The sequence below is a fragment of the Roseovarius nitratireducens genome, from assembly GCF_002925845.1.
Lineage (GTDB): Bacteria > Pseudomonadota > Alphaproteobacteria > Rhodobacterales > Rhodobacteraceae > Roseovarius > Roseovarius nitratireducens.
In genome coordinates, this window is record NZ_PDNI01000046.1 from 23932 (window position 1) to 45561 (window position 21630).

17 protein-coding genes and 2 pseudogenes are annotated in these 21630 nt (G+C 64.4%); 8 read left to right on the forward strand and 11 right to left on the reverse strand.

Annotation, left to right across the window (positions count from 1 at the left end; translation table 11 throughout):
• Positions 1-191: 191 nt before the first annotated feature.
• The 5 genes from CRJ03_RS08890 to CRJ03_RS08910 all read right to left on the reverse strand — a co-directional run bounded on the left by CRJ03_RS08890 (position 192) and on the right by CRJ03_RS08910 (position 5856).
• Positions 192-1493: a TRAP transporter large permease gene (locus CRJ03_RS08890; protein WP_104018531.1), complete on the reverse strand. Its 1302-nt coding sequence runs from the start codon at positions 1491-1493 to the stop codon at positions 192-194.
• A gap of 71 nt (positions 1494-1564) precedes the next feature.
• Complete coding sequence (locus CRJ03_RS08895; protein WP_206018341.1) at positions 1565-2071, reverse strand: TRAP transporter small permease; 507 nt, start codon at positions 2069-2071, stop codon at positions 1565-1567.
• A gap of 172 nt (positions 2072-2243) precedes the next feature.
• A complete protein-coding gene (gene dctP, locus CRJ03_RS08900) occupies positions 2244-3326 on the reverse strand; it encodes a TRAP transporter substrate-binding protein DctP (RefSeq protein ID WP_104018533.1) in 1083 nt (360 codons plus the stop codon).
• 193 nt (positions 3327-3519) lie between these two features.
• Complete coding sequence (tcuA, locus tag CRJ03_RS08905; protein WP_240611620.1) at positions 3520-5007, reverse strand: FAD-dependent tricarballylate dehydrogenase TcuA; 1488 nt, start codon at positions 5005-5007, stop codon at positions 3520-3522.
• A gap of 162 nt (positions 5008-5169) precedes the next feature.
• Complete coding sequence (locus tag CRJ03_RS08910) at positions 5170-5856, reverse strand: TetR/AcrR family transcriptional regulator (RefSeq protein ID WP_206018342.1); 687 nt, start codon at positions 5854-5856, stop codon at positions 5170-5172.
• A gap of 137 nt (positions 5857-5993) precedes the next feature.
• On the opposite strand from CRJ03_RS08910, the gene CRJ03_RS08915 reads away from it, so the two are divergent.
• From CRJ03_RS08915 to CRJ03_RS08925, 3 genes are read left to right on the forward strand one after another with little or no spacing between them, the layout of a single operon-like run.
• A complete protein-coding gene (locus CRJ03_RS08915) occupies positions 5994-8069 on the forward strand; it encodes a hydantoinase/oxoprolinase family protein (protein ID WP_165375287.1) in 2076 nt (691 codons plus the stop codon).
• On the forward strand, positions 8066-9796 hold the full coding sequence (locus tag CRJ03_RS08920) for a hydantoinase B/oxoprolinase family protein (RefSeq protein WP_104018537.1): 1731 nt from the start codon (positions 8066-8068) through the stop codon (positions 9794-9796). Before CRJ03_RS08915 ends, CRJ03_RS08920 begins: the two co-directional genes overlap by 4 nt.
• 28 nt (positions 9797-9824) lie before the next feature.
• A complete protein-coding gene (locus CRJ03_RS08925; protein ID WP_240611621.1) occupies positions 9825-11252 on the forward strand; it encodes an NAD-dependent succinate-semialdehyde dehydrogenase in 1428 nt (475 codons plus the stop codon).
• A gap of 12 nt (positions 11253-11264) precedes the next feature.
• Here CRJ03_RS08925 and CRJ03_RS08930 read toward each other — a convergent pair whose 3' ends face one another.
• The gene (locus tag CRJ03_RS08930; protein WP_104018538.1) at positions 11265-12635 is read right to left on the reverse strand and encodes an aminotransferase; all 1371 of its coding nucleotides are present in this window, start codon (positions 12633-12635) and stop codon (positions 11265-11267) included.
• A gap of 522 nt (positions 12636-13157) precedes the next feature.
• Here CRJ03_RS08930 and CRJ03_RS08935 point away from each other — a divergent pair.
• From CRJ03_RS08935 to CRJ03_RS08945, 3 genes are read left to right on the forward strand one after another with little or no spacing between them, the layout of a single operon-like run.
• A complete protein-coding gene (locus tag CRJ03_RS08935; protein ID WP_104018539.1) occupies positions 13158-14012 on the forward strand; it encodes an FAD binding domain-containing protein in 855 nt (284 codons plus the stop codon).
• A 4-nt stretch (positions 14013-14016) separates the two neighbouring features.
• Positions 14017-16299 (forward strand): xanthine dehydrogenase family protein molybdopterin-binding subunit, encoded by a 2283-nt coding sequence (locus CRJ03_RS08940; protein ID WP_104018540.1) that lies wholly within the window; start codon positions 14017-14019, stop codon positions 16297-16299.
• A 10-nt stretch (positions 16300-16309) separates the two neighbouring features.
• On the forward strand, positions 16310-16798 hold the full coding sequence (locus CRJ03_RS08945) for a (2Fe-2S)-binding protein (protein WP_104018541.1): 489 nt from the start codon (positions 16310-16312) through the stop codon (positions 16796-16798).
• 9 nt (positions 16799-16807) lie between these two features.
• Here the strand turns inward: CRJ03_RS08945 and CRJ03_RS08950 are convergent, their stop codons facing one another.
• The 5 genes and pseudogenes from CRJ03_RS08950 to CRJ03_RS08965 form a co-directional block, all read right to left on the reverse strand.
• A complete protein-coding gene (locus tag CRJ03_RS08950; protein ID WP_104018542.1) occupies positions 16808-17698 on the reverse strand; it encodes a polysaccharide deacetylase family protein in 891 nt (296 codons plus the stop codon).
• Between the two features lie 494 nt (positions 17699-18192).
• A pseudogene (locus tag CRJ03_RS20295) lies at positions 18193-18369 on the reverse strand (transposase); the annotation flags it as partial.
• An 8-nt stretch (positions 18370-18377) separates the two neighbouring features.
• Positions 18378-18788: pseudogene (locus CRJ03_RS08960) on the reverse strand (integrase core domain-containing protein); the annotation flags it as partial.
• The gene (locus CRJ03_RS20115) at positions 18712-18936 is read right to left on the reverse strand and encodes a hypothetical protein (RefSeq protein WP_206018344.1); all 225 of its coding nucleotides are present in this window, start codon (positions 18934-18936) and stop codon (positions 18712-18714) included. The gene CRJ03_RS20115 and the pseudogene CRJ03_RS08960, both read right to left, overlap by 77 nt.
• A 44-nt stretch (positions 18937-18980) precedes the next feature.
• The gene (locus CRJ03_RS08965; RefSeq protein WP_104018543.1) at positions 18981-19889 is read right to left on the reverse strand and encodes a LysR substrate-binding domain-containing protein; all 909 of its coding nucleotides are present in this window, start codon (positions 19887-19889) and stop codon (positions 18981-18983) included.
• Between the two features lie 129 nt (positions 19890-20018).
• Here CRJ03_RS08965 and CRJ03_RS20500 point away from each other — a divergent pair, with 129 nt between their 5' ends.
• Positions 20019-20333 (forward strand): NAD(P)-binding protein, encoded by a 315-nt coding sequence (locus CRJ03_RS20500; protein ID WP_338066344.1) that lies wholly within the window; start codon positions 20019-20021, stop codon positions 20331-20333.
• Positions 20296-21630, forward strand: a complete 1335-nt coding sequence (locus CRJ03_RS20455; RefSeq protein ID WP_338066345.1) for a GMC family oxidoreductase — start codon at positions 20296-20298, stop codon at positions 21628-21630. Before CRJ03_RS20500 ends, CRJ03_RS20455 begins: the two co-directional genes overlap by 38 nt.

Consider the following 21630-nt stretch of genomic DNA (forward strand, 5'->3'; position numbering starts at 1 on the left):
CTAAATCCCACAATGCATGACCCCTCCTGTGTCATCGGAACCGTTTGCCGACGCATTATCGTGAGTTATCGGCCGAAAAACCATCCCTAATACAAAACTATCCCTCCCTTACAATAATACACCACCGTCGCGCGAGACCACAACCGTAGCATGTCACACATGCCCGGCGTCCCCAGCACTCCCGGCCCGCGCTACAGGAAGGACGGCAGCAGCAACGCGATTTCGGGAATGAAAAACAGCACGAACAGCACTCCGATATCGGCGATCCAGAATTGGACGGAGCCCTTGAAGATATCGCTCGTTTTTACCTCCGGCGCGACGCTCTTGACGGCATAGAGGTTGAGGCCCACAGGCGGCGTTACGGCTCCGATCTCGATGAGCTTGACGAGGATCACGCCGAACCAGATCGGGTCCCACCCGGTGGTCAACACGATGGGCAGGACGATCGGAACGGTCAGCGCCAGAATGCTGATCCCCTCCAGAAAGGTCCCGAGCGCGATATAGAACAGCAGCAAGGTGATAAAGAGCTGGAACGATGTCAGCTCCGCCGCCTTTATCATCTGCGTCAGATTTGTAGTGACGCCGCTGAGCGCGAGGAACTTTCCGAAAAGGATGCTGCCAATCACCAGCAAAAGCACTGCCGCTGAGGTCACGACGGCGTCGATGCTCGCCCCGAAGAAGCGACTCATCGTCAGCTTGCGCTTGGCAAAGCCGATGATCGTCACCACGACGACACCCGCCGCCGAAGCTTCGGTCGGGGTCCAGATGCCGAGCAGGATACCCCCCACCAACACCACCAACACCAGGATGAACGGGCTCGCCCGGACCGACGAGGACGCCACCTCCCGCAGGGGAAAGCGCGGGCCCGGCGGCGCGATGGAGGGGTTGATCCGCGCCCGTACGAGGATGACGGCGGAGAAGACCAGCGCCGACAAAAGCCCGGGCAGGATGCCCGCGAGTAGCAGCTTGCCGATGGATTGCTCCGCGACGATGCCATAGAAAACCATGATGAGACTGGGCGGCAGCATCATCGCCAGCGTGCCCGAGACCGCGATGATGCCGGTGCTCAACCGGATGGAATACCCGTATCGCTGCATTTCGGGCAGGGCCACCTTGGTCATCGCCGAGGCTGAGGAAATGCTTGATCCGGTGACCGCCCCGAACGCTGCCGACGCCAGACAGGCGGCGACGGCAAGACCCCCGGCGAACCGCCCCACCGCCTTGTAGGCCGCGTCGAACAGCTCGCCCACGATGCCCGTATGCGAGGCGATCGCGCCCATCAGGATGAACATCGGGATCACCACATAGGTGATCGACGACGCCACATCGAAGCCGGCGACCAGCAACAGGCTCGTCGCCGCATGCAGGCTGCCAATGATGAGATAAAGCCCGGCCATAGCGGAAAACGCGAGCAACGGCCCCACCGGCACGCCAATGAACAGCAACAGGCCGCCAACACACATCACCAACGCTACGACCGTCCCCTGATCCATCTTGCCGTTCCTTGCCTGCGTCTGCCTTCGTTCGTCCGGTCTCGATCAAAGGCGGAATTCAGTTCACGTTCTCAAACCCGGTGCGCCAGTTTCCGTATGATCGCGAGCGCCGCCGCGACCACCGACATCAATGTTCCGATCATGATCGTCCCCCACGGGATCCACATCGGGATCAGCAGACGTCCCTCCAGGTAGACACCCCGCGCCCAGTTGTCCTGAAGCCGCTCAACGCTGAACCAGAAAATCATCGCAAAGAAGGCGAGCGTCACCAGGCTGGCCAAAACTTCGATCAACCGCTCGACTGGCGCCGGGAAAAATCCCCGCAGCACATCGACCCGAATCTCGCGATCCTGCGTAATGAGATGCGCGAAGGCGAGGTAGACGCTCGCCACGAACGTCACGCGCACGACCTCGCTTGCGCCGATCAGCGGGATGCTCAACGCGCGCATCGTGACCTCGAGCATGATGATGACCGCGATGGCGACCAGCGCGCTCCCGGCGAGCACAGCCAGCGCGAGGGATATCCGGTTTACAAAATGGTCCAGTCTCTGCACGGCAATGACCTCTGTTACGGACACGAAACGACGGTGGCATCAAACTGCTGCGGAACCGGATGATCCGCAACTCCTCTGTGGCCAGCGGTGGCGCGAATGCTTGCGAATTTCGGACCCAATGCGCGCCGGCCAGCAGAGGTGGTGATGAAAACGACAGGGCGTAGCGCCCTGCCGTTCATTGGCGAACGCCGCCCCGTCACTCGTCTTTTGGCCACTCACCAGCGACATAGGCAGCCGAAAGATCGCGGTACCGGCTGATGATCGCGTCGCCCGGATAGCCCGCCTCGTTGAGATCGGCGGCAGCGCGGTCAAGCTGATTGGGCGTGTTCGCAGCCCAGCGCTTCATATCCGCTTCGCTCATGTAGTTGATCGTTCCCTCACCGTCACGCAGAAGGTTCTCGATCCCCGCCTCGTAGACGCCTTCCATGGCCTGCCCGATGAAGCCGGTCATCTCGACCGAGACTTCCTCCATTATCTGCTGGATATCCTCGGGCAGCGCCTCGAAGCTGTTGGTGTTCATCGCCACAACCGAGGTGGCGAAGAGCTGCGGCCGCGCCTTTTCCGTCCCGGGGATCAGGATGTGCGGCGCGACCTCGTGCAGAGAATTCGCGTGCAGCCAATCAGGCGTCGAATAGACACAATCCACAAGTCCGGTGGCCAGCGCCTGATAGGCCTCGGAGCCCGGCACGACGATGGGCTCCACCCCGAGCGCCTCTTGCAGGATCGGGAAATACCGCCCGAAGGTCCGCATCTTCAGCCCCTGGAGGTCATCAATGGATGTAACCTCCCGGTTGCAGATGATGACATAGGGATCCGCCGGCAAGGGCAGCATCATGCGCATGTTGCGGTTGGCGTATTCCTCCTGGAACTCGGGAAACTCCGAATGGAGCTGCGCATGGATCAGCGCGACACCCTCCAGGTCGGGCACCTCGTCTGACCAGATGTCGATGATGTTGGTCAAAGCCCCCTCGATCTGGAACTCGCCAGGGAAATAGATCGGGTAGAAGCTGGTGAAGTCCACCAGGCCGGCCGATATACCGTCGACATGGTCGCCCAGACTCAGCAGCGCGCCGCCATGGATGATGTCGTAGGTCAGGCGCCCGTCGCTGCGCTCGGCGACACGGCTGGCCCATTCCTCTAGGTTCTGGCCACTCTGTACAAAGGCTTCGGGGAAAATATGCGCCCCGCGCAGATGCTCCGTCTGCGCCAAGGCAGGGGTCGTGGCTACGCCCATCGCCAGAACGGCGGATGCCAGCCAGGTTGTTGTAAGTTCCTTCATTTCATCGTCTCCCTATTGCTGATGCGCGGCGGCAGACCGCCATTCGCGCTGTCACTTGAGATCACGGCTCGACCTCGTCATTTTTGTTCTTTGCATTCAACGCACGGCCACTGGCGGCTTCTCTCCTTTCTCCTTGGCCTTCACCGGTCCGCGCGTTCCCGGTAGCCGAGACAACGGCATGCTGTTCGGCCCGTCATTTCTCGTTCACCGCAGCGGCGGCGGCAGTCCCAGCCATCTTCCCGAACACCGCGCCCGACATGAGGCCGGTCCCTCCGGGATAATTGAAATAGAACAGCCCCCCGACCATCTCGCCCGCCGTGTAAAGCCCCGGAATCGGCTCGAGATCGACATCAAGCACTTGCGCCGTCTGCGGATCTATCCGTAGCCCGCCAAAGGTGAACGTGATCCCGCAGCCCACCTGGTAGGCTTCGAAAGGACCCTCGTCGATGGTGTTGGCCCAGTTGGATTTGGGTATCTCCAGCCCCACGGTCGACCGCCCGTCCTTGACGTTGGCATTGAACGGGATATCCGTGTTCACCGCCTCGTTGTAGCGGCGGACCTCGTCGAGAAAATTCGCCGCATTCACCCCTTCCAGCTTCTCCGCCAGTTCTTCCAGCGTGGGCGCGGTCACCTTTGACACCTGCTTGATCCTGTATTCGTCGCGCAAGGTGTGAAGGACTTTCTGATCGAATATCTGCCAGGCGAACTGGTTCGGCTGCTCCAGGATCACCCGCCCGTATTTCGCATAGGTATAGTTGCGGAAATCCGCCCCCTCATCCACGAAGCGGCGCCCGTTTGCGTTGACCATGATGCCGAAAGGGTAGGAGTGTTTCTGGAAACCATCTCCCACCGCCAAATCGCCGAACTCTGGGGCGTTGCGGTCCCAGCCAACGGCGTGACAACCCGACCAGTTGCCCGCCGACGACGCCCCGATATCCAGCGCGATCCGCAACCCGTCACCGGTATTGAATCGCGAGCCCCGCGTCCGCGCCAGCTCCCAGCCGGGGCCGAGATAGCGCGTACGCCACTCGGCATTCGACTCGAAGCCGCCACAAGCCAAGATGACGGTCTTGGCGTGGACCTCCTCGATGGCCGTCCTGGTCTTGACCTTGACGCCTTGGACCGCGTGCCCGTCATGCACCAGCGACACCACCCGCGCGTTGTACCTGATCTCGATCCCGCGCTCGGTGGCGATCTCCGTCAGCCGGTCCACCAGCCCGGGCCCGCCACCCCATGTCTCGACGGTCAGCCCACCCCAGAACTTGAACTTGCCGTCGATCTTGAACGCCTGCCGCCCGTAGATCGGCACGAATCGGATCCCCAGCCCGTGCATCCAGCGCATCGTGCCCTGAGACTGCCGCACCAGCGCCTCGCACAGGTCCGGGTCCGAGCGGAACTCGGTCACCCGGAACATGTCATCAAAGAACTGCGATTCCGTATAGGTGCCGAAATCGGTCATCGCGACCTCGTCATCGGTAAGGTCCGGCATGATCGCCCGAAGGTCATCCACCCCGTCATAGGCAAAGCGGATGGCCCCGGCCGTGAAGCGGGAATTTCCGCCATTCTCCTCTTTCGGCGCGCGCTCCAGCATCAAAACCCGCGCACCGGATTCCGACGCGGCAAGCGCCGCACAAAAGGCCGCATTTCCCGCGCCTACAACGATGACATCCCACTCGACCAAAGCGCTTCTCCTCCGCAACATCAAATCTTGGATACAAGTGTACACAAGCGCATTCATGAATCAAGCACGCAATCGACCGCCATCGCCCCGGACAGGCGAAACGCCCCGGCGCGGCGGCACCAACGGGCGATGCAATCCTGAAAATGCCGTGTGATTGGTCGCTCAGCCGAGAGAATCGATACCCGCGCAGATAAAGCGTTTGAGCCGTGCGATGGTTTCTTGCGGGCAGCTGTCGGCATGCACCAATTCGGCGGTACCCGCCGGGATGCGCGCGAGATTCTCCTGCCCGGCCAGGGTGAAGACGAGAATGCCGATCATGTAGTTGTAGCCCCAGACGACGGCAGTGGGCGTCAGCCCCGGACGCGCCGTCTGAATCGCCGCAATGAACGCCCGCGCCACCTCGTCGTAATATTCCTGAAGATACTCATGCTCTCCGGGATTGGACAAAAGCTGCTTGGAAAACAGCATGATCATCCGCGCCGCCTGCGCCGGGTCGGGCTCGTCGGGATCGAAGAGCGGTTGCAGATAGGCGTCCATGACATCTTCGAGATCGGTCCGCCCGGCAGCCCGGTAGCGCTCCAGGAGGTCGAGCCGCCGGGCGTTCACCGGCACGATCCTTCGCAGGAAGGCAGCTTCGAACAGCCCAACCTTAGATCCGAAATAATAGTTCGCCGAGGCAAGATGCCGCCCCGATGCGGCGGCAATCTCGCGCATCGAGACCGCCGAAAATCCCTTGGTCGAAAAAAGCCGCTCCGCGGCGTCGAGGATGGCCCGCGCGCTTTCCGTATAGGCGGGCGCCTCGTCCTCGGCGGACGCAGGGCGCTCGTTTCCTGGCAATTTCCGGGTCATGTCAGCCGTCATTCCGTTTTCCTCCAGGCGACTATGCGGCCCCGGCCCCGCATCGGCAAGGTCGCAAACTTAGCTCTTGAACGAACGTTCGAATTATGCCGATACTCATATCGGGAATCCAGTGGGGAGGCGGACATATGTGGCGGATTGGCGTGGACATCGGAGGAACATTCACCGACGTCGCCGTGATCGACGAGGGCGGATCGGCCATCGGGCTCGCAAAGACCGCGACCACCCAGGACGATTTCAGCCGCGGCGTCATGGAGGGGCTGCGCGACGCGTTGCGCGACCAGCAGGTCGTGCCCTCCGAGGTCAGCCTACTGTCGCACGCCACCACCGTCGTCACCAACGCCCTGCTCGAGGAAAAGGGCGCGCGCGCCGCGCTCGTCACAACGCGGGGCTTCCGGGATGTGCTGGAACTGCGCCGCTCGGCCCGGGCCGACCTCTACGATCTTTTCCAGGACCCTCCCTCGGTCCTTATCCCGCGCCACCGCAGGCTCGAGGTGAACGAACGGATATCGGCCCGGGGCGAGGTAGTCACCGCGCTGGACAGTGCCGACGCCGAACGCATCATCGAGCAGTTGCGCGCGATGGATGTCGAGGCGGTCGCCATCACGCTGCTCTTCTCGTTCCTCAACGATTCGCACGAGCGCGCGCTGGGCAACATGATCCGCGCCGCCCTGCCCCATCTCAAGGTGTATCTCTCCTGCGATATCCTCCCCGAGGTGCAGGAATTCGAACGCACCAGCACCACCGCAGTCTGCGCCTATGTCGGCCCGCTGCTGCACTCCTACCTCCACGGCCTGCAGGAGGCGACGCAAGCGCTCGGCCTGCCGAAACTGCGCGTCATGGGCTCGGCGGGCGGCGTGGTCGACGTGCCCGAGGCGCTGCGCATGCCCGCCGCCATCGTCGAATCGGGGCCCGCCGCCGGTGTCATGGCGGCCCGCCTCATGGGGCGTCAGACCGGACGCGACACGCTGCTCTCCTTCGACATGGGCGGCACCACCGCCAAGGCCTGCCTTATCCTCGACGGCAAGGTCGAGACGACCGCCGAATACGAGGTCGGCGGCAGCGGCAACCAGAACCGCTGGCTGCACGGCACCGGCCACGCGATCCGCGTGCCGGTGGTCGACCTCGCCGAGGTCAGCGCCGGGGGCGGCAGCATCGCCTGGCTCGACCGCGCGGGGGCCTTGCAGGTCGGCCCGCACAGCGCGGGCGCCACCCCCGGCCCCGCCTGCTACGGGCGCGGCGGCGATCAACCCACGGTCACGGATGCCAACCTGGTGCTGGGCTATCTCGACGCGGCGTCGCTACTGGGCGGGCAGATGGATATCGACAAAGAGGCCAGCATCCGCGCGCTGACCGATCGGATCGCCACCCCTCTCGGCCAGACCCCGCGCGAGGCGGCGGCGGCCATCCTGCGCATCGTCAACCACTCGATGGCCGAGGCGCTGCGCATCGTGTCGGTCGAGCGCGGCCACGATCCGCGACAGTTCGGCCTCATCGCCTTCGGCGGCGCGGGCCCGCTGCACGCCGCCGCCCTCGCCGAGGAACTCGACATGCCCGAGGTGATCATCCCGCCGGTCCCGGGCGGGTTCTCGGCGCTCGGCCTCGTCGGCAGCGATGTCCGGCGCGACTACGCCCAGACGCTCTATGCCGATCTCGCCACCCTCGACCCGTCAGAGGCCGAGGCGATCTGGCAGGAGATGGAGACCGACGGCCGCGCCATGCTGGAACAGACCGGCATCGATACAAGCCGCTGGTCGGTCGCGCGCAGCGCCGGGCTGCGCTATTCCCGGCAGGCCTACGAACTGACCGTGCCCTACGACGGCACCGAGGCCACGCGCGACGGGCTCGATGCGCTCGCCCGAGCGTTTCACGATGTCCACCGCCAGACCTACGGACATCACAACCCCGACGAGCCGGTTCACCTGATGACCCTCCGGCTCACCGTGAGCGGCGCGCTCCCGCCGCTGGAGCTTCGCCAGGACGGCACCACCGGAGGCAACAGCCTCAAGGGCCGCCGCACGGTCTGGTTCGAGCGGACCGGCGAGGTCGATTGCGCCATCCACGACCGCGCCCGGATGCAACCGGACGAGACGCTCACCGGCCCGGCGGTGATCGAATCCTACGACAGCACCATCGTCGTTCCGCCGGGCTGGATCGCCCGCAACGATGATCGTGGCTGCATTTGCATGGAGCGCAGAACATGACCGACCAATCCCCCCAGGGGCCCGCCATGACATCGGGCGCCGATCCCGCGACCTTCACGATCATCCGCAACAGCCTGCTCAAGGCGACCGAGGAAATGAAGATCGTCCTCGCCAAGACCGCCTTTTCCCCGGTGCTCAAGGTGGCGGGCGATTATTCCTGCGGCATTTTCGACGCCCGGGGGCGCATGGTGGCGCAAGGCCCGGATCTGCCGGTCCATCTCGGCTCCATGCCGGTCGCCGTCATGGCCGTCGCCCGCGCCTTCGACGGCGATATCCACGACGGCGACATATTCATCCACAACGACCCCTACCAGGGCGGCACCCATCTGCCCGACGTCAACGTCGTCACTCCCGCCTTCCATGACGGGCGGTTGCTGGGCTTTGCCTGCCTGCGGGCGCATTGGCCCGATATCGGCGGCGACACGCCGGGAAGCTACGGCACCGTGACCAGCATCTTCGGCGAGGGGCTGCGCCTGCCGCCGGTGCGGCTCTATTCCAAGGGCCAGCCACAGCGCGACATCCACGCCATCATTACCGCGAACGTGCGCACGCCCGACGAGCGCATGGGCGATCTCAACGCGCAGGTGGCCGCCAACGCCCGCGCCTGCACCCGCCTTTCGGCCCTTGCCGGGCGCTACGGCACCGAGCTGCTGGTCGCCGTTATGGAGGATATTCTCGACTACTCGGAACAACTCATGCGGATGCGCCTCGCCGACCTTCCCGATGGCGACGCCGTGTTCGAGGACTGGCTCGACGGCGACGGCATACTCGAGAACGGCGAGACCACCGACGCGACTATCCCCATCCGCATGCGGCTGCAAAAATCCGGGCCGGAAATCAGGGTGGATTTCGACGGCTCGTCGCCCGCGGTCGCAGGCCCGATCAACGCGCCCCTCGCCGTCACAGCGTCCGGGGTCTATTGCGCGCTCAAGATGATCATCGACCCCGACGACCTGATCCCCCCCAATTCCGGGGCATGGCGCGCGATCACCATCGACGCCCCCGAGGACAGCGTCGTCAACGCGCGCTACCCCTCGCCGGTGGTCTATGCCAATACCGAGATGTCGCACCGCGTCTGCGACATGGTCTTTGGCGCCGCAGCCGCCTTCTGGCCCGGAAACGTCATGGCCTGCTCGCAAGGCACCTCCGGCGTCGTCACCTTCGGCGGCAGTGACCCGAGAAATGCGCATGGCTATGTCAGCTACGAGGTGGTCAAGGGCGGCATGGGCGCGCGCCCCGGCAAGGACGGCATCACCGCGATCTGCGCGGGCATCGCCAACACCATGAACACGCCGGTCGAGATCGTCGAGCTTAGCTTTCCGCTCCGGGTCGAGCGCTACGAGATCGTCGACGACAGCGGCGGTCCGGGCCAGTTCCGCGGCGGCCTCGGCGTGCGGCGAAGCTGGCGGGTGCTCGACGGACGGGCTGAGGCGACCGTCTGTTTCGAGCGCACGATATCGCCGCCCTTCGGCGTCTGCGGTGGCGATGACGCGGCCCCGGCACAGGTCCGGGTGATCGACCCCGAGGGCCGCGAGACCCCCCTCAACAGCAAGCAATCGGTGACGCTCGAACCGGGCTGGGTCGTGGACGTGATCGCCCCCGGCGGCGGCGGCTACGGCCCTGTGGCGGAGCGCGACCCCGCCGCCATCCGCCGCGACCTGCGCGAAGACTATATATCCGACGAGAGCGCCCGCGCGGCCTACGGCATCACGCCGGACACCCGCTAGCAACGCTCCGCATAGAGAAGGCCGCACCGTGACATATCCGAAAATCGACATGCTGATTGATGGCCGCTGGATCGGCGGCGCGGCGGCGATCCCCGTATTTGATCCGGCGACCGAGTCCATCATCGGCCACGCCCCGGCCATCGACGCGCCCACGCTCGCGGGCGCGGTGGCAGCGGCCGCACGCGGCTTCTCGGTCTGGCGCGACACGCCCCCGGCCGAGCGGTGCCGGATCATGCTCCGAGCCACCGACCTGATCCGCGACCGCCGCGAAGAGATCGCCGCGACCATGACCCTCGAACAGGGCAAGCCCATCGTTCAGGCTCGCGCCGAGGTGGATCGCGCCGCCGACATCCTCGCCTGGGATGCCAACGAGGGGCGGCGCGTCTACGGGCGCATCATCCCGGCGGCGCCGGGCCTCACCCACAGCGTGCTGCGGCGGCCCATCGGCCCCGTCGCGGCCTTTTCCCCATGGAATTTTCCCGCCAGTTCACCGGCGCGCAAGATCGGCGGCGCGCTCGCGGCGGGCTGCTCGATCATCCTCAAGCCGTCCGAGGAAACGCCGGGGACGGCGGTCCTGATGGCCCGCGCCTTTCAGGATGCCGGGCTTCCCCCCGGCGTGCTCAACCTCGTGTTCGGCGATCCCGCGCATATCTCGGAGGCCCTGATCGCCCGGCCAGAAATCCGGCTGGTGACCTTCACCGGCTCGATCCCCGTCGGCAAGCACCTCGCGGCGCTTGCCGGTGCGCAGATGAAACCGACGATCATGGAGCTTGGCGGCCACGGCCCGGTCATCATCTGCGCGGATGCCGATATCGAGCGCGCCGCCCGACTCTGCGTCGCGGCCAAGGCACGCAACGCGGGCCAGGTCTGCGTTGCGCCCACCCGGTTCCTTGTCGAGGCCCCGGTGCATGCCGATTTCATGGATGCGGTCCTACGGCACGCGGCCACCCTCGTGACGGGCAACGGCATGAACGAGGATACCCAACTCGGCCCCCTCGCCAATGCCCGCAGGGTCGCGGCGATGGAGGAGTTCGTCTCCGACGCCACGGAACGGGGCGCCACACTCCGGGCGGGGGGCGCGCGGATTGATGGGCCGGGCCTGTTCTATCCGCTGACGGTTCTCGACAGCGTGCCGCTCGATGCCCGCGCCATGCACGAAGAGATTTTTGGGCCGATCATGGCGATCCGCCCGGTCGCGGATATCGACGAGGCGATCACGATCGCCAACGCGACCGATTACGCCCTCGCGGCCTATGCCTTCACCCGGTCGGCCCGAACCATCGACCGGCTCGGCCGCGAGCTTGACTGCGGCAACCTCGCCGTCAATCACATGACCGCCTCCCTTCCCGAAACGCCGTTCGGTGGCGAGGCACAGTCAGGCCACGGTCGCGAAGGCGGCACCGAGGGGCTCGACGGCTACACCGTGACCCGGCTCGTGTCCGTCGATACCCGCTGAGCGCGCCGCGCCTCACGCTTTGGCAAAGGCGGCCTCGAGCGATGGCCTCAACCGGCGCATCATCTCGTCGATTTCCGGCTCGGTGATGATGAACGGTGGCGCAAAGGCAAGCCTCTCGCCGATCAGCCGCAGGATCAGCCCGCGCGACCGCGCCTCGCGGTCAAGCCGCGCCATGACGCCGGAGGACAGGTCCAGCGGCGCGCGGCTCTCGCGATCCGACACAAGCTCGATCCCCGCGATAAGCCCCACGCCGTTCACGTCACCGACGACGTCGTAATCGTAGAGCGAGCGTAATTGCTCGATCATGTAGCCGCCAACCTCCCGCGTGCGACGCGCGACGTCCATCTCCTCGTAGATGCGCAGCGTCTCCAGCGCGACGGCGGAACTCACCGGATGTCCCGAATAGGTGAACCCGTGGGCAAAATTGCCCAACTTCTCGCTCTGGGACAGCATCGCCTCGTGCACCCGCTCGCCGATGAGCAGCGCCGAAATCGGCATCATCCCCGCCGACAGCGCCTTCGCGCAGGTCATGATGTCGGGCTTGAGGCCATAGGTTTCGGTCCCCCACATGTTGCCGGTGCGCCCGAACCCGCAAATCACCTCGTCGGCCACGAGCAGAACGTCATACCGGTCCAGCACCGCCTGTATCTTGTCGAAATAAGTGCGAGGCGGCAGCACGGCGCCCCCTGCCCCCATCACCGGCTCAGCGAAAAACGCCGCGACTGTCTCAGGCCCCTCGTCAAGGATGAGGTTCTCGAGCGCGTCGGCCATGCGCGTGGCGAAATCCTCCTCGCTCTCGCCTTCTTGGTGAAAACGAAAGTAATTCGGAAACTCGGTATGGCGGAACATCGACAGCGGCAGGTTGAAATCCACATGCATGTCGCGCTTGCCCGACACGCTGTTCGACGCGATGGTCGTGCCGTGATAGGCGCGCTCGCGGCCGATGATCTTGCATTTCTCCGGCTGTCCCTTGGCAGCGAAATAATACCAGACCAGCTTGATCGCCGTGTCGTTCGCCTCCGAGCCCGAGCACTGGAACAGCACTTTCGAGATGCCCTCGGGCGCCATCTCGATGAGCTTTTCAGCAAGCAGGATACTCGGTTCGTTCGAGTGGTGGCGAAACGTATGATAGGCGCCCAGCCTGCACATTTGATCATAGGCCACCCGTGCCAGCCGCTCGTTGGCATAGCCTAGCGACGAGCACCACAGCCCCGACGAGACGTCGAGATAGGCGCGCCCGTCATCGTCGCGCACGAAAACGCCGTCGCCACCCTCCATGATGACGGGGCCCGATGTCATATGCTCCGCAAGGTTGGTCTGCGGATGCACGGCATAGGCCACGTCGCGCGCGGCCAGCGAATTCGGCTTGAAGCGGTCGTTCATGTTCAAATCCTGCAAAGTTCGATCCAGCATTCGCGCACGCGGGCCGACCTGCTCGGAAACGGACCGCTGCGCCACCACAGCTTACCCGGATTCCCGCGGTCCTGAAGTCTTCTCTCACGAAGGGCACTTCGTGAGACGCTCGGTCAGCCGGTAGCCGCGACAGGAGCTTGCCGAGCCATAAGGCAATAATTGGAACTGATCCCATTAATGGGAGTGCTTGTGGGAAAATTTCGCCCCACGGCCCACGAACCCCGCCCGGCATGAAGTTGATCCCCCGCGCGCGTCAGAATCGCGGCCTCCGTAAACCACGCCTTTCCTTTCGTGACAAAAGGCCGATACGCCCCACCCCGGCCTCTCCATCCCCCGCAGGAAAAACACCTCGAGAGCGCCTGGGTCCGCAAGAACACCCAGTTCCAAAAATTTGACAAGCACGGAATTCCATGCATCAACTACGCGGACACAGGGGGGTGGTCGCAACAGGATCACCAACATCCGAGACCGACCGGAGGCGACATCGCAGCAATGGCAGATTTCACCATCGAATACCCCGGGACGTTAGCCGAGGCGCTGTCGTTTCTCGATCCCGATGACCCCTCGGTGCGCCCCGTCGGCGGCGGAACCGCCCTGATGCTGATGATGAAGTCGCAGATGTTCCATCCCACCCGGCTGGTCTGCCTGTCGCGGCTTTCCGAGCCGATGACGGGATGTCGCGAGGACGGTGACCATATCCGCATCGGCGCCATGACCACGCTTTCGCAGGTTGAGCATTCCGCGCTCATCGCTGCCGAGTTCCCTGTGATCCACAACGCCATGAAGAACCTCGCCAATGTCCGCGTGCGCAACGTTGCGACCATCGGTGGCAATCTGGCACATGGCGATCCGCATCTTGACCTGCCGCCGATCTGGGCGGCGCTGGGCGCAGAGGCGATCATTCACGGTCCCTCCGGCCAACGCAGCGTAAAGGTCGAGGACCTCTTCCAAGGATACTACGAGACCGACGTCGCGGATGGCGAACTCATCACCGAAATCCGCGTGCCGCGCCTGCCCGGATGGCGCGCGACCTATCGCAAGGTGACGACGCGCGCCCTCCATGACTGGCCCGCAATTGGCCTTACCCTGGCAGCACGCTTCGACGGCGACCGGATCGCCGATATCCGCCTCGTGCTGAGCGCCGCCGTCGACATCCCCCAGCGCCTTAGGGGGGCCGAGGAAGTGCTGCGCGGGCACCGCCCCGACGCGATGCTGCTCGCCCGCGCAGGCGACTCCGCCGCAGCGGAAGCGCCGATGGAACACGACAGCCGCGGATCGGTCGATTACAAGGTCCACCTCCTTAAGGTCCACATCCTGCGCGGCATGAACGAAATCGGAAAGGGCTGAGCACATGTCGGCGACAAAAGCGAGCCACGCCATCGGCCAGTCGATCCCGCGGCTCGAATCCCGCGACAAGGTCACCGGGCGCACCGAATACGTCCATCACTTCGTGCTGCCGGGGATGCTGCACGGCAAGATCCTCCGCAGCGACCGCCCCCATGCCCGCATCCGCGCCATCGATACCGCCGCCGCCGCCGCCCTGCCCGGCGTGTTCCGCGTCGTGACCATCGACGATATCCGCACGGTCATCCCGCATCCCTATTATGGCCCCGCCTTCCACGATCAGCCGATCCTCGCGGATGGCAAGGTGCGCTTCGCGGGTGAGCCCGTAGCCGTGGTGCTGGCGACTGACAGGCATATCGCCCAACAGGCACTGGAGCTTATTGACGTCGATTACGAGGAACTACCGTTCGTCGAGAACGAGATCGAAGCGCTCCACAGCGACGTTCGCGTGCATGACACGCTCAAGCCCGCGGCCACCTTTCCGGACCTCAAACACCTCAAGGGCGTCCGCGACACCAATGTCGCGCTCCAGTACAGGCTGGATCGCGGCGACACCGAGGCCGCCTTTGCTAGCGCCGATCACGTCTTCGAGCACAGTTTCAAGGCACAGCCGGTCATGCACACGCCGATGGAGCCCTTCGTCGCGGTGGCGGATATGCGCGACGACCGGCTGACGCTCCACACCTCGACGCAAAGCCCTTCCTTCGTGCGCATCGAGATCGCCCGCCTTCTCGGCTGGCCCGAAAACCGCGTGCGGGTGAAGGTGCCCCATCTCGGCGGCGGCTTCGGCGGCAAGCTCTACATCAAGCTCGAGGCGCTCGTGACCGCCCTCTCCATGCTGGCTCGGCTTCCGGTCAAGATATCGCTCACCATGGAAGAACAGTTCTTCATGGTCACCCGCCACGGCTGCACCTTCCGGATCAAGAGTGGCGTGGACAAGGATGGGCGGCTCGTGGCCCGGCGCTGCGACATCGTGTGGAACGGCGGCGCCTATGCCGATATCGGCCCCCGTGTTACGCAAAAGGCCGGGTTCACCTCGGCGGGCCCCTACGACATCGACAATCTCACCATCCGCTCCTCGGCGGTCTACACAAACCGGCCCCCCGCGGGCGCGCTGCGCGGCTTCGGAGCCCCGCAGACGGCTTGGGCCTATGAACGCCACACCGACATCATCGCGCGGGAGCTGGGGATCGACCCGCTCGATTTTCGCCGCAGAAACCTGCTGCGCCAGGACCGACCGCAGGCCACCGGCACGCCCATGACTGACGCGGCGCTTCTGCCGGTCCTCGACCGGGTCGCGCAGCTTCTCGACTGGAAGACGCCCCTCGTCCGCAGCGAGGACCACATCCTAAGGGGGCGCGGGCTGGCCGTTGGACTCAAAGGGATCACCGCGCCGACCACATCGGTCGCCATCATCAATCTCTACGCCGACGGCAGTTGCGGTCTCTATATCAGCACCGTCGATATGGGCCAGGGTTCCGACACCGTTATGGCCCAGATCGTCGCCGAGGAACTGGGGCTCGATCCCGCCTCTATTCGCGTCATCAACCCCGATACCGACGTGACGCCCTATGACATGGCGACTCTGGGATCGCGCTCGACCTTTCACATGGGCAACGCGGTGCGCCGGGCGGCCGCCGATGTGCGCGACAAGACCGCCGCCCTCGCCGCCGCGCTCGGCCTTCCCGAGGGGCACAACGTGCCACCCTCCGAATTGCTGCGCAAGAAATACGGGATGCAGGCGGGCAACATCGTAGGCGTCGGCAGCTTCATCCCGGATTATCAAAAGCCTGACCCGGCCACCGGGCAATCGCAAAAGGCGACGCCTTTCTGGGGCATCGGCGCCTGCGGGGCCGAGGTCGAGGTCGACAGCGAGACCGGCCATGTCACCGTCACGAAACTGGTCAGCGTTGGCGATATCGGCACCCCGATCAACCCGCGTCTCGTGACCGCGCAACTCTCCGGTGCGGCCATCATGCAGCTTGGCTTCACCATGACCGAAAAGATGGATTTCTCCGACGGCCAGCTCACCAACGGATCGCTCGCCGATTACAAGATCCCCGGCCTGCTCGACATACCGGTCAGCTTCATCAACGAATACGTGGAAAACACCCAGGGCACCGGCCCGTTCGGCGCCAAGGGTGCCGGCGAGACCAGCAGCATCGCGCTCTCCCCGGCCATCGGCAACGCCGTCTCCGACGCCATCGGCGCCGAGGTGACGGAAACGCCGCTCACGCCCGAAACCGTCTTCCGCGCCATGCAATCCGCCAGCCGCGCCGACCGCTCCTAAAGGTGACCCGATGACCACGCGCCATATAAGTTTTACCCTCAACGGCAGAGCCGTCACCGCCTCGGTGCAGCCGCATGAAAACCTGATCGACATGCTGACCACCGCCTTCGGCCTCCGCGGCGCACGCGAAAGCTGCGGCCAAGGGCTGTGCGGCTGCTGCACGGTCCATGTCGATGGTCAGGCGGTCTCGGGCTGCCTCTTCCTCGCCGACATGGCCGAGGGCACGCGCATCGACACGATAGAGGGGCTGGGTGGAGCCGACGGCACGCTCGACCCTGTCCAACAGGCCTTCATCGACGCAGGCGCGTTTCAATGCGGCTTCTGCACGCCCGGTTTCGTCATGATGGTGAAAACGCTCCTGGCAGACGACCCCGACCCCTCCGACGACACCATCCGCCATTACCTCAGCGGCAACCTCTGCCGCTGCTCCGCCTATCCCGAGATCGTCGCCGCCACGAAACTGGCCGCCCGCCGCATCGCCGCAGAGGGCCGCCCCTGAATGCACGCATCAGGCAGGCGGAAACAACCCCGCGTAATGCCGCGCCACCTCCCCTGGCGTCGTGATCCACACCTCCTCTCGCACTGCCGCGATATGCGCCAGCGCCCGCCGCAACGCCCGCAGCCGATAGGGCTGCCCGATCACAAAGGGATGCAGCACCACCGTGCAGACCAGCGGATATTTCGCCGACTGAAGCATCATCTCGTCAAACTGGTCGATCATCATCCGCTCAAAATCCGCGCTCCCCTCCTGCCGGAACACCATCACCGGCGAATCGTTCACCTCAATCGAATAGGGCACCGACAGGATCGGCCCGGCGCGCGTGCGCATCCAGAACGGCTGATCGTCCGCCGGCCAATCGAGCACATAGCCATAGCCCGCCTCGCGCAGCAGGTCGAGCGTCACCGCACTCTGCGCCAGGTAGGGCCCGAGCCAACCCTCCGGTGCGCGCCCCGCATGGCGCGTGATCGCCTCGGTCGCCTCGGCGATGAGCCGCCGCTCCTCGGCCTCGGGCAGCACGTCCTGCCGCTCGCCATTGGTGCGCCCGTGGCCCACGAACTCGTCTCCGCGCGCGAGGATGCGCGCCGCGATCTGCGGGCAGGTGTCGAACAGCAGCGAGTTGAAATTGTGCGAGGCGGGCATCGCCATCTCGTCCAGCAGATCGAACAGGTACCAGATGCCCACCCGGTTGCCATAATCGCGCCAGGCATAGTTGCGCGTGGTCTGCCCCGCCCCCGGCATCGCGCTGTCGCTGCCGAGGCCCGACAGAAAGCTGAACACCTCGATATTGTTGCAGATGCAAAAGGCCAGGCGCCTGCCCCCCGGCCAGGTGAAATCGGGCCGGTCGCAGATCGGGACATAGGGGTAGCGGTCATGATGTTCGAGGGTTAATAAATCCATGCTAAGCCTTCCGGTTGCGCTCCCGTCGTCGCGGAAACAGGCAGTCCCGCTCACGCGGTCAGGCCCGAGGAAACCAAACCCTCGTCCCCTTTTCAACGCATTTCAAGGGAGCGTTCGGCAGGGTATACGCGCGGGCGCAACGGTAGGCACCACCGCGCGCCGCCGTTAGTGTTCGCGCACATTCTATATCACCTTTGTCAACGACTGATCATCTTGTTTCATTCTGCGTGCCGGACTCTGGGGTTCTCTCCGCGGTCGCCGCAAGGGGCGCCGCATGTTTGCGTTCAGGGCCGAGTGGATCGAAGTGGTGTACGCGGTCGTTGCCGCAGTCTCGGGGACGATCTCGCCCTCGCCGGGCGTCCCGGCTGGACGCATTCTGTCGTGCTGAGGATCAGCGTCGTTTCGGTTTCGCGTCTATGCCAGTGCTACTTCCCGGAAGGCCGATCATGCCACCCTCCAAATAATGTCGTCATGAAGATGGAATCAGCAGATCGCGCGTTTTTCGACAGCCCCACGCGGCAGCGTTGCCAGCCGACTCCCAGAGCCTTGCGCGCAGCGGCCTTCAGCCCCTCATGGGCATCGCTGATCACCAATTGCACGCTGCGCAGGCCACGTCGGGTGAGCGAGCGCAGAAAGTCGGTCCAGAGCGTCTCGGCCTCGGACGGCATGACGGTAATCCCTAGGTGTTCAGCCCCGGCATCTGGTGGATCGGGTCGAGGATGAATCGATCCGGCTCTGAGGTCCAGATTTTGCAGATGTATTCGTAGGGCGTGAGGCCACCGAGGGTCTTGAGACGCGGAGCGAAATTGTAGGCTGCCATGAAGTCTGTGAGATGTGCGCGCAGCTGATCGTAGCTGTCGTAATGGAAGCGCTTGACCGTCGCGTCCTTGATCGTCCGGTTCATCCTCTCGACCTGGCCGTCCCTCGGGAAAACAGTCCCCCGGACTGTTTTCTGATCCTCGGAACTCCACGGATGATTGGGCTTGGTCAACCGGTGCTCGATCCCGTTCGCCTCACAGATCATGTCGAAGCGCATAGGTCGGGAGATGATCGTGTTCCGGTTCCTCGGCTGCTCTGCGAACTGGACGCCGTAGCACGTCGGGAAGAAGGGCTGCCGAGAGGTCATGGCCATGCGCGCCGACCTTGCTGGTCGCCATCGACATTTCCAAGCTTCGCCATGAGGTGCTGATCGGCATTCCGGGCAATACGCGCCGCCGCTGCTTGACGAGTTGGGTCACCGCGAACTTGCTTGTGCGGTCAATGCCGACGAAGAGATAGAGACTCAGAATTTCTGGGACGTAAGCCAATCCTTGAACACCGCAATCTCGGGACTTTTATTCGTGTCCTCGTACTGAACCAGAAAGAACTTCTGCAGCATGGATATCTGGTAGGGAACGGGTGCGATAAGCGCACCTGTTTTTAGATAATGTCCGGCAAAGCTGCGGCTAATGAGGGAAGAGCCGTGTCCGGATGTAAGGATCTGCAGGGCGACCAGAGACGAGTCCGCCTTCATCCAATGCACCGGCGCTGGCAAATCGAGCCCGTACTTGTCAGACAGGCGCCCCCAGTCGGTTTCCGATCCGACGACCTGGACGACACTGGCGGCGGCCAGCCCTTCAATCGAGAGGCCGTCGCCCAGGGATGACGCATGGTCGGGATGACAAACGACTACCGCATCATCGACCTCGAGGGGCCAGATATTCCGTTCGGGCCAGTCACCATCGCCGTAGCGGATGTCGAGATCGATACCCGCGTCGGTCATGCGATCCGACCAGACCGTAGTGAACAAGTCGATCTCGATCTCGGGGTGCCGTTCGCGAAACGCGTTCAGCCGCGGTGCCAGGACCAGCGCGCCAAACGAAATGGACGACCGAACCCGAAGTGTCGCCTTGCGCTGTCCGCGAAACAGGCCGTCGGTCGCCTGTTCCATCTCAAGAAAGGATTTCCGAAGCGGTTGTGCATAGGCTTGACCGACATCGGTCAGCGCCACGCCCTTTGGCAGCCGCTTGAACAGCTCGGCCCCCAGTCGCTTTTCCAGAAGCCGGATCTGCTGGCTGACGGCTGCCGGGGTCAGATGAAGCTCGTCCGCGGCCGCCGTGAACGAACTGTGACGCGCCGCAGCATCGAACGCGCGCAGCCAGGTAACATGGGGCAGTCTTCGCATCCGGCGTTTCCTTTCGGGGCACAACATGGCCTTGGACGCGACCGTGCGCAATTCACTGAGACCGAAATAATATGAGGCCTAGGCGGCGAAAGTCGTTGTTTGTGACTGTGCCGCTTCTATCCCCATATGTGATCGGCGGTCAGGAGGAGAGAGCAGATGGATGAAGTCGACTACGTGATCGTTGGGGCAGGATCTGCAGGCTGTGTGATGGCCAACCGCCTGTCCGCGAACGGCCACCACCAGGTGCTGCTGCTCGAGGCCGGGGGCGGAGATGCACGCATGTGGATCAAGATCCCCGTAGGCTATGCCATGACCTTCTCCGACCCGACACTGAACTGGGGCTACATGACCGAGGCGGATACCGGCCTGTCGGGTCGTCAGAGCTATTGGCCGCGGGGGGCGTGTCATCGGGGGATCAAGTTCAATCAACGCCATGGCCTATGTCCGCGGTCAGCCCCGCGATTTCGATGACTGGGCGGCGGCCGGTGCGACCGGCTGGGACTGGCAGGCGGTAGAGGATGCCTATGACCGGATAGAGACACGCGCACCGGGTGCATCGCGGGCAAAGCCGTCCGGCGAAGGACCGGTCTGGGTGCAGAATCTCTCGGATCAGATGCATCCGTTCTCGAGGAACTTTCTCGAGGCGGGCCGCAACGCCGGATTTGCAGTGATCGACGACATGAATCGGCCTGGCGCCAATGGTCTCGGGTTCTACCGCAGCACCGTGCGCCGTGGCCTTCGCTGGTCTTCGGCGGATGCATTCCTGCGGCCCGCCACCCGCCGGGACAATCTGCGGGTCATCACCCATGCGCATGTCACCCGGTTGGAGTTCAGCGGCGCGCAGGTGAGCGGCCTTGCCTATATGCGGGGCACCCAAATGCGCCGGGTGCGCGCGCGCAAGGAGGTCATCCTCTGCGCCGGGGCCATCAACAGCCCGCATCTGCTGCAACTGTCGGGTATCGGCCCGGCTGACCTCTTGAAGGCGCAGGGGATCGAGGTTCGGCACGATCTGGCCCATGTGGGCCAAGGGCTTCAGGATCATCTGGCGGTGTCCTGGCAGTTCCGGGCCCGTGTGCCGACGCTCAACAACATGCTGGGCAGCCCCTCGGGCCGGCTGCGCGCGGCGCTGCGCTACGCGCTCACCCGCAAGGGCGCGCTCTCTGTTCCGGTCAATCAGGTGGGCGGCTTCGTACGGTCCACGCCACAACAGGCGGTGCCCGATGTGCAACTCTTCTGCAACCCGGCCTCCTACGAGATCAACCGCGCCGGCAGGGTCGTTCTTGACCGGCAGCCAGGATACCTGCTCTCAGCGCAACCCTGCCGCCCGACCAGCCGCGGGCATGTGCGGATCGCCTCGGGTTCCTGGCGCGATGCGCCTGTCATACAGCCCAATTCCCTTGCGACCGATGACGACCTTGACGCGGCCGTGCGGGCCAGCAAGGTCATCCGTACCCTCGCGCGGAGCCCGCAATTGCAGATGGTGACCGAGTTTGCCAAATCTCCGGATTTCGACACGATGGACGATGCGGCCCTTCTCGACGACTTTCGCAACCGCGCCTCGACCGTCCATCACCCGTCTTGCACCTGCCGCATGGGGCACGGCCCGCATGACTCGGTGCTCAACGCCCGGCTTCAGGTTCACGGGGTGCCGGGGCTGCGGGTGGTCGATGCGTCCGCCTTCCCCAACATCACATCCGGCAACATCAACGCCCCGACCTTGATGCTCGCGATGCGGGCCGCCGACATGGTGCAGCAAGACGCCGGGTGA